This is a genomic window from Paenibacillus xylaniclasticus (genome assembly GCF_004001065.1).
In the GTDB taxonomy this organism is placed as follows: domain Bacteria; phylum Bacillota; class Bacilli; order Paenibacillales; family Paenibacillaceae; genus Paenibacillus_T; species Paenibacillus_T xylaniclasticus.
Genome location: NZ_BIML01000094.1, coordinates 1 through 746, shown reverse-complemented (window position 1 = coordinate 746; position 746 = coordinate 1). Strand labels below are relative to the sequence as shown.

Below are 746 nucleotides of genomic sequence, written 5' to 3'. Positions count from 1 at the left end.
AAGAATCGGGATATGAGTCGGCACCCGCTGTTCGATACGATGTTCGTGCTGCACAATCAGGAGCAGCAGGGGCTTAATCTCGATTCCTTGCAGCTCATCGCACAACCAATGGAAAGCCACGTGACGAAGTTCGATATGACCTGGACGTTAGCGGAGAGCGAAGACGGACTTCAGGTCGTCGTCGAATACTGCACTGATTTGTATCGGCGCGAAACGGTAGAGCGGATGGCGGAACATTACTTGCAATTAATAGAAGCTGCGGTCAGCGAGCCGGAGACAGAGCTGGCGAAGCTGTCGATGCTGACAGAAGAAGAGAAGCGCCAGATTGTGGACGTATTCAATACGACGGAAGCATCTTATCCGGAGGAGAAGACGATCCATCGGCTGTTCGAGGAGCAAGTGGAGCGTACACCGGATCGTATCGCGGTAATTAGCGAGTCCGAGCAGGTGACGTACCGAGAGCTGAATGCGCGGGCGAACCGGCTCGCGCGTAAGCTTCGGAAGCTGGGTGTGACAGCAGACAACCGCGTCGGTCTCTTGGCGGAGCGATCGGTGGAGATGATCGCAGGTATCCTCGGCATTCTGAAGGCAGGCGGCGCATACGTGCCGGTCGATCCGTCATATCCACAGGAGCGGATAGCGTACATGCTGGACGACAGTGGAAGCAAGTGGCTGGTTGGAGACGGGCATCTGCTGGAGAAGACGGCCTTTGCCGGACAGAAGCTAGAGCTAAGGGAAGCGACATT

The 746-nt window shown here is 56.0% G+C and carries 1 protein-coding gene; it reads left to right on the top strand.

Annotation, left to right across the window (positions count from 1 at the left end; translation table 11 throughout):
- Positions 1-12 precede the first annotated feature (12 nt).
- Positions 13-746 (top strand): AMP-binding protein (locus tag PXY01_RS22095; RefSeq protein WP_246028075.1); only part of this gene is annotated, 734 nt, incomplete at its 3' end.